This is a genomic window from Streptomyces sp. NPDC028419 (assembly GCF_055565515.1).
Genome location: NZ_JBVHUE010000025.1, coordinates 1 through 7,283 on the forward strand (window position 1 = coordinate 1; position 7,283 = coordinate 7,283).

7 protein-coding genes are annotated in these 7,283 nt (G+C 73.4%); 6 read left to right on the top strand and 1 reads right to left on the bottom strand.

Features of this window, described 5'->3' with window-relative positions; translation table 11 throughout:
- Positions 1-91 precede the first annotated feature (91 nt).
- Positions 92-1,072, bottom strand: coding sequence for a LuxR C-terminal-related transcriptional regulator (locus ACZ4UB_RS26570; protein WP_468073814.1), 981 nt, complete (start codon positions 1,070-1,072; stop codon positions 92-94).
- 269 nt (positions 1,073-1,341) lie between these two features.
- Here ACZ4UB_RS26570 and ACZ4UB_RS26575 point away from each other — a divergent pair, with 269 nt between their 5' ends.
- From ACZ4UB_RS26575 to mpaC, 6 genes are all read left to right on the top strand, one after another.
- Complete coding sequence (locus ACZ4UB_RS26575) at positions 1,342-1,524, top strand: hypothetical protein (RefSeq protein WP_468073816.1); 183 nt, start codon at positions 1,342-1,344, stop codon at positions 1,522-1,524.
- A gap of 47 nt (positions 1,525-1,571) precedes the next feature.
- Positions 1,572-2,531, top strand: a complete 960-nt coding sequence (locus tag ACZ4UB_RS26580; RefSeq protein WP_468073818.1) for an LLM class flavin-dependent oxidoreductase — start codon at positions 1,572-1,574, stop codon at positions 2,529-2,531.
- Between the two features lie 97 nt (positions 2,532-2,628).
- Entirely contained in the window at positions 2,629-3,693 is a 1,065-nt protein-coding gene (mpaB, locus tag ACZ4UB_RS26585) for a daptide biosynthesis RiPP recognition protein (protein WP_468073820.1), read from the top strand.
- Positions 3,694-3,698: 5 nt separating this feature from the next.
- Complete coding sequence (mpaM, locus tag ACZ4UB_RS26590) at positions 3,699-4,610, top strand: daptide-type RiPP biosynthesis methyltransferase (protein WP_468073822.1); 912 nt, start codon at positions 3,699-3,701, stop codon at positions 4,608-4,610.
- The gene (gene mpaD, locus ACZ4UB_RS26595; protein WP_468073824.1) at positions 4,607-5,905 is read left to right on the top strand and encodes a daptide-type RiPP biosynthesis aminotransferase; all 1,299 of its coding nucleotides are present in this window, start codon (positions 4,607-4,609) and stop codon (positions 5,903-5,905) included. The genes mpaM and mpaD overlap by 4 nt, the downstream gene beginning before the upstream one ends.
- Positions 5,902-7,083, top strand: coding sequence for a daptide-type RiPP biosynthesis dehydogenase (gene mpaC / locus ACZ4UB_RS26600; protein ID WP_468073827.1), 1,182 nt, complete (start codon positions 5,902-5,904; stop codon positions 7,081-7,083). The genes mpaD and mpaC overlap by 4 nt, the downstream gene beginning before the upstream one ends.
- Positions 7,084-7,283 lie beyond the last annotated feature (200 nt).

Consider the following 7,283-nt stretch of genomic DNA (forward strand, 5'->3'; position numbering starts at 1 on the left):
GTAGGCGGGCGATCCTCCGCCTTGCGATGCACGGCACCAGACGCCGCGAGCCGCGCCCTCCGGGCGCCCGGCGCTACTTTCGAAACACGCCCTAGATCCAGCCGTGGTCGCGGGCCAACAGCGCCGCCTGGAAGCGGTTCGTCGCCCCCAGTCGCTGCATCAGGTCCGCCACGTACTTGCGGTACGTACGGACCGAGACGCCCACCTCGCGCGCCCCGCTCTCGTCCTTCTCCGCCTCGTACATGGTGGCCAGCACCTTCCGCTCGATCTCGCTCAGCCCGCCCCCCGGCCCCTGCCGGGCCGCGACGGCGTCGGCCAGCGGCACGGAGTCCGACCACATCCGCTCGAAGAGCGAGACCAGGTTGGCGACCAGCCCCGACTCCCGGATCACCAGGGCGCCCAGGCGCGGGTTCTGCGGGTCGATCGGGGTGAGCGCGGCCGCCCGGTCGAAGACCAGCATCCGCTCCAGGGGCTTGTCCGAGATCCGGATGTCCGCCCCCATCGCCGAGATCTCCTGGAGGTAGGCCAGCGTCGGCGCGTCCTCCACGGCCACCGGCCGCATGATCGTGCGCATCCGTATGCCCCGCCGCAGGATCCGGGCGTCCAGCGGCCGGGACGCGGCGATGCTGGCCGGGCTCAGCGCCCCGTGCGGTTGGGTGGTCAGCCCTTCCTCACGGGTGAAGAACGTCAGCTCGTCGATCACCGCCCGGACGTTGGGCGTCCCCTCGACCCGCTCGATCGCGGGCCGCTCCGACGCCCCGCGCGGGGCCGGTCGTACCGCGTCCCGCTCCGCCAGCAGCGATTCCACCACCCGCTGCTCGGCGGCCACCCGCCGCAGTTCCTCCTGTCGTTCCCGCAGCCGCAGGTCGATCAGCCGCTGCACGGCGATCGCGGGCGGCGCCGGCCGGACGTTGCCGTTGTCGGCGAGGGAGGTCAGCTCCATCGACTCCAGGCGCCCCAGCCATCGCTCCACCTCGGGCGCCGGAACGCCGAGGTGGTCGGCGAGGACCGCGGGCGTGCCTTCCGTGAGGCGGAGCAGGCATCTGTACAGGTCTTCGTCCTCTGGTGACATCCCCAGATGCGTGAGGCTTCCGGCGCGCAATGGTTCCCCCTTGTGGTGCTGTTCCCGCGCGGTCAACACGGTGGCCTGATCATAGGAACGCGGACACCGGCCTGACCATGGGTAACGGAATGATTCGCACCGCTCTGCGCCCCCGACTTCGGTGCAACTTGCTGCACCGGCGGGCGCAGGAAGCTGCGTCGGGAACACCGCCACCGAGGGCCTTCCACTCGGCAGTCTTCTCCTTGTCGGAACAACGGCGAACCACACAGGGGGAAACGATGAAGAAGACCACGCGCACCGGACGTACCCGCATCACCTCGATCATCGCGGGATTCGCGGTGGCGGCCGGAATCGCACTCTCGGGGCCCTTCATCCACCCGCCCACCCACGACGGGTCCACCGCCGCCGTCGCCGCGGTCAAGCCGCCGGTCGACCGGCTGGAAACCTTCGACTGGATCTGATCCGACCGCCCACGACGCACCGACGAGGAAGGAAGAGGGGCGACACCATGACCGCCTATTCGGTACTCATACCGTTCCTGCCGCGCAGGCCGGAACAGATCCTCCCCTACGCCGGCCTCGTCCAGTGGACCCACGCCCAGCGGCTCTGGCAGGGACAGTCCGTGATGGTCGAACCCCACCACGGGTTCGTCCACGCGGCCGGAGCGGGCTTCCGGGTCCCGACCGGGCTGGGCGTGACGCTCATGCCGCTGCGCCACCCCTACGAGGCCGCGCTCCAGGCCCGCTCGCTGGCCCTGGCCACCGGGCAGCCGGTGATCGCGGGCTTCGGACCCGGGGCCCCCTCCCTCCAGCAGGCCCTGCGCGGGGCCCCGTACCGCAAGCCACTGACCGCGGCCCGCGAGTACCTGACGGCCGTGCGCGGCCTGCTGGCGGGGGAGGTGGTGCGGATGGCGGGCGAGTACGTGACCTGCGAGGCGCAGCTCGCGCCCTTCCCCTCCGCTCCGGTGGAGCTCGGACTCGGCGTGCTGCGGCCCGCCATGGCCCGGCTCGCCGGAGAGGTCGCCGACGTGGCGATCACCTGGCTGACTCCGGCCGCCTACCTGCGGGACACCGTGCTGCCGGCGCTGCGCGAAGGCGCGGCGAAGGCCGGTCGGCCGGTGCCGCGGCTGACGGCGATCGTGCCGCTGGCGCTCGCCCGGACCGACCGGGCACCGGGTGAGATCGCGCTGGCCAGCAACTCCGCGCACCTGGGACTGCCGCACTACGTCGACATGCTGCGCAAGTCCGGGATCGGCATCACCGGTACGGACCCGGCACTGGACGCACGGGCCCTGGTCGAGGGGCGCGGATTCCTCAGCGGCGACACCGGGGAGATCCTCGCGCAGCTGAAGGAGTACGAGGACGCGGGCGTGGACGAGGTCGTCCTCAACGTCACCGGCGTGGCCAACCTCTACGGCCCGCAGGCTGCGACCGAGGAACTCAAGACCCTCCTGACCGCCCTGGCCTGACCCGCCGGCCCCGCTTCGCCTCGCATCACATCGCATCGCATCGCTTCACACCACTCGTATCGCTCGGTAGTGCTTCGCATTCCTTGAAGGGGGAGTCATGGCGGGAATCAAACGGCATCTGATGCTCTGGGGTACCGGAAAGCCGGGTGCGGAGCATTCCGCGACGGGCGCCGCGACGGTCGTCCTGGAGAATCCGGACCACCTCTCCACGCTGCTCGGCTCGGATCTCGTCGGCCCGGACTCCGTGGTGTTCGTACCCGGTCACACCGGGGGCACGGACGCGCCGGCTGACGGACCCGCCGTGACCGGTTACGAGGGCTCGCTCGGCGAGCCCGGCGCCGAATGCTCCCTCGGCACCGACTTCTACCTCCAGATCCAGAACTACGGGATCAGCGCCTACATGTCGGTGGTCGGCCCGACGCTGATCCGCGTCGCCGACGACATGGACCTCGACGCCTACCTCGCCGACGCCGACGAGGCCCGGCGGGCGGGGGTCTTCCCCGACTTCCTGACCAACCCCGTCATCCAGCTCGCCGACCTGCCCGCACTCGGCGCCGGTACGGCCGGTGACGGCCCGCGCCGCAGGCTGTACGTCGGCCCGGACGGCGCCCTGTCCACCGCCCCGGGCGGCGTTCGACTGGGTGTCCTCGGCGAGGACGACCTGGACCGCGTGGAGGCCCGCTGGCTGCTGCCGGACGGCGCCGGAGCACCGGAACAGATCGCTCAGCGGCCCTGGTTGGGGCGCTACCTCGCCGCGGTCGGCGCGGTCCGTGACCTGCGGGCCCGCGGCGTGGTCGACGTACGGGTCTCCGGATTCGGCGGCCGCCTCGGCGCCGCCGCGACCGCCGCCGCGGCGGCGACCGGCCCGGCCGACACCGCCGACGCGCTGCTGCCGCTGCTGCTGTGGTCGGGCGAGCACGCCTTCGTCCACGACCCGGCGAGCGGGCGCACCTTCGGCCTCGACCCGGCCGCCGCCGTCCTCGCCGAGGTGCTGCTGGTGTCCGGTTCGGTGGCGGCGGGCTCCGCCCACGCCGACCGCTCGGGCCTGGAGCGGGTCGCCGCGTACTTCGCGGAGGCCGGGATCGGCCTGGGCACGGCCGCCGGCGACCCGGCGGCGCCCCGCGACGAACGCCTCGGCGAACTCGTGACGGCGGGGCGCTGAAAGCCATGACGATGACGATGACGATGGCGACGACGGCGACGACGACGCATACGAATGCGACCACGACCACGACCGCGTCCATGACCGAGGAGGGGCACCGCCTCCCCACCCCCGCCGACGTCCCCGGACGCGCCGGCGAGCTGCTGGCCTCCCTCGGCGGACGGGCCGTGCTCTGCGACCTGTACGACGCCGTGGGCGCCTCCGTCTACCACGACCTCGCGGGCACCGGCACCCACGAAGTGCGCGAACTGCTCACGCTGGTCCGCCGCATCCCGGGCCCCGTGCTCGACCTGGCGGCCGGCTCCGGACGCCTGACGCTGCCCCTCCTGGCCCTGGGCCGCGAGGTCACCGCGCTGGAACTCTCCTCCTACATGCTGGAGTTGCTCGACCAGCGGCTGGCCGCGGCGCCCGCCGCGCTGCGCGAGCGCTGCCTGCCCGTACGGGCCGACATGAGCGACTTCGCGCTCGGCCGCCGCTTCGGCGCGATCGTGCTGGGCACCACCACCATCTCCCTGCTCGGCCCCGAAGGCCGCGTCGGGCTGTACCGGGCGGTGCGCGAACACCTGGAGCCCGGCGGCCGGTTCCTGCTCTCGACGGTCGACATGACCACCACCGGGACCGACCCGACCGCGGCCGCCGAGGTCGACATGGAGATCGTGACCGACAGCGGCCGCGCCTACCGGCTCTTCGAGCACTGGACGCCGGACTCCGGCAGCCGCACCGTCACGCTCTTCCCCGCGGTGATCGCCGACACCGGTCCCGTGGAGGTCTGCACGACCACCATCGGCGTCCTGCCCGTCGCGCTGCTGGAGGCCGAACTGGCCGCCGCCGGCTTCACGATCAGCTCCCGCCACCCGCTGCCCGCCGTCGGCGAGCGCCACCACGACGTACTCCTGGAGACGGAGGTGACCCCGTGAACGACACCACGACCCCCGGCCACCACCCGCTGTGGCCGTCCCTGACCGCACCGCACGACCAGGGCCGCGACGACCTCTGCGCGGTGTCCGCGCACGGGGTACGGGTCCGCTTCGCCGACGGCCGCGAACTGCTCGACGGCTCCAGCGGCCTGTGGAACACCAACCTCGGCTACGGCAACGAGGAGATCGCCGCGGCCGCGGCGGCGGCGCTGCGCGAAGCCTCGTACCTCTCGGTCTTCCGCTACGAGAACGCCTACGCCCGCCGGGCCGCCGAGGCCCTGGTCGAGGCGGCCGGCCCCGAGCACTACGGACGGGTGCTGTTCTCCACCTCCGGCGGCGCCGCCAACGACCTCGTCATGAAGGTCGCCCGGCAGTACCACGCACTGCGCGAACAGCCGCAGCGCAAGGTGGTCGTCGGCCTGCGCGGCAGCTACCACGGCCTGACCTACGGCAGCTTCGCGCTCACCGGCGACGACCTCGGGCAGCAGCTCTACGGGGTCGACCAGCGCCTCGTGCGGCACGTCACCCCCAACGACCCGGCCGAACTGGGCACGCTCATGGCCCGCCAGGGCGGCCAGATCGCCGCCGTCGTCGTCGAGCCGGTGCTCGGCAGCGGCGCGGTACCCCTGACCGAGGAGTTCCTGGCCGAACTGCTGCGGCTGCGCCGGGAACACGGCTTCCTGCTGGTCGCCGACGAGGTCGCCACCGGCTTCGGCCGCACCGGCAGCCTCTTCGCCTCCCAGCAGTGGGCCGAACAGCCCGACCTGCTGGTCTCCTCCAAGGGACTCACCAACGGCACCAGCGCGGCGGCCGTCGTGATCGCCTCCCACCAGGTGGCGGCGGCCTTCACGGACGCCGGCGCCGTCCTCACCCACGGCGAGACCCAGGCCGGCACCCCGGTCACCTGCGCCACCATCACCGCGACCCTGAGCGAGATGCGCCGCCTCGACGCGGTCGCCCTCGGCCGGCGGCTCTCGGCCCGGCTCGACACCGAACTGGGCGCGCTCGTCGACGACCACCCGCGGGTGGCCGCCACCACCGGCCTGGGCCTCTTCCGCTCCGTCCGGCTGTGCGACCCGGACGGGACCCCCTTCCCGCAGGACCAGGTGCACACCCTGGTCCAGGCGATCCGGGAGGCCGGCGCCATCGTGCACCCCGGGGTGAACGGCGTACAGCTCTTCCCCGCCCTCACCTACACCGACGCCGACCTCACCGAACTGCTGGCCCGCGTCGTCGCCGGACTGGAGATCCACCTGGCACGGACGGCCGCCCCGGCGGTCGGGGCGCGGGCGTGAGCGCGGGCTGGCACGCCCCGGCGCAGCAGCTCATCGGCTGCGGCAGCCTGGGCGCGTGGTTCACCGGGCGCCCCGAGCGGCGGATCACCGTCCTCGTGGACGAGGCGGTCGCGTCCGCCCCGGTCACGGCCACGGTCAGGGCCCTGCTCGCGGGGGAGCGGTACCGGACGCGGGTGCTGGAGCTGTCCGGCCCCGGCGACCTGGAATCGGTGGTCGACCTCGCCCAGCGGCTGGCGGATTCCGAGTTGGTGGTCGGGATCGGCGGCGGCTCCCTGCTCGACCAGGCCAAGCTGGCCGCCCTGCTGCGGACCAACCCCGACGCGTACGCCCGCCTCACGGTGCCGCAGCGCAGCGGGCTGCTGGTCCTCGGCCCGCACACCGCGCACGGGCTCCCGCTGGTCGCCGTACCCACCACGGTCGGCACCGGCACCGAATCGAGCGGGGTCGCCTGCCTCGGCTATCCCGGCCAGGGCAAGCGGCTCGTGATGGGGACCGCGCTGCGGCCCCGGGCCGCCGTCCTGGACCCGGCCGCCACCGCCACCCTCGACGACGAACTCATCGCCGAGGGGGTCCTCGAAGCGCTCTTCCGCGCGGTCAGCCCGTACGTGGGCGACCACGGGGACCTGCCGACCGAGGACGCGCTGGTGGAGACCATCGCCGAACGGCTGGTGCGCCTGGGCCACGAGGTGCGCGACGCGCGCCGCGCCGGCCGGCCCACCGACGACCGGCTGCGGCTGGAGATCGCCAAGCTCAGTGCGCTCAGCCACGCCGAATGGGCGCACCTGGGACGCGACTTGTACGCGGTCAAGGGCTGGCTCATCGCCAACGAGCTGTCCTCCGCGCTCGGCGTGCGCAAGATGACCGCGGTCGCGGCGATCCTGCCGCACCTGTGGCGGGCCATCTCCGCGGGCGAGTCGAGGCTCGGCTCGGCGGTCCGACTGGAGCGCCTGTGGTCCCGGCTGCGGGCGACCGATCCCGGCGCCCTGCCCGCCGACCCGGCGCAGGGCATCGAAGCCCTCGTCGACTCCTGGGGCATCGACCGCGGCATCACCGCGGGCCCCGACCGGCTCGCCGCCATCGCGAGCCGCACCGTCCGCGCCTGGGGCGCCGGTCTGCCGATGCTCGGCGGCCTGCGCACCGGCGAGGTGTACGGCCTGCTGGCCGAGGCCGCGGCCTGAACCCACGGCCCGGCCCCACGGCCCGGCCCCATGACTTCCGCACCCGCCGGCACTGCCGCGAGGCGCGGTCGAAAGAGCACGACCCACTGCACCACCCCTCGCACGATCCACACGGAATCAGGAGCTTTCCCATGCAGGAGAACCTCGCGATCGACGCCTTCCCCGCCCTTGAGCTCGGCATGCAGGAGCTGGAGGCCATG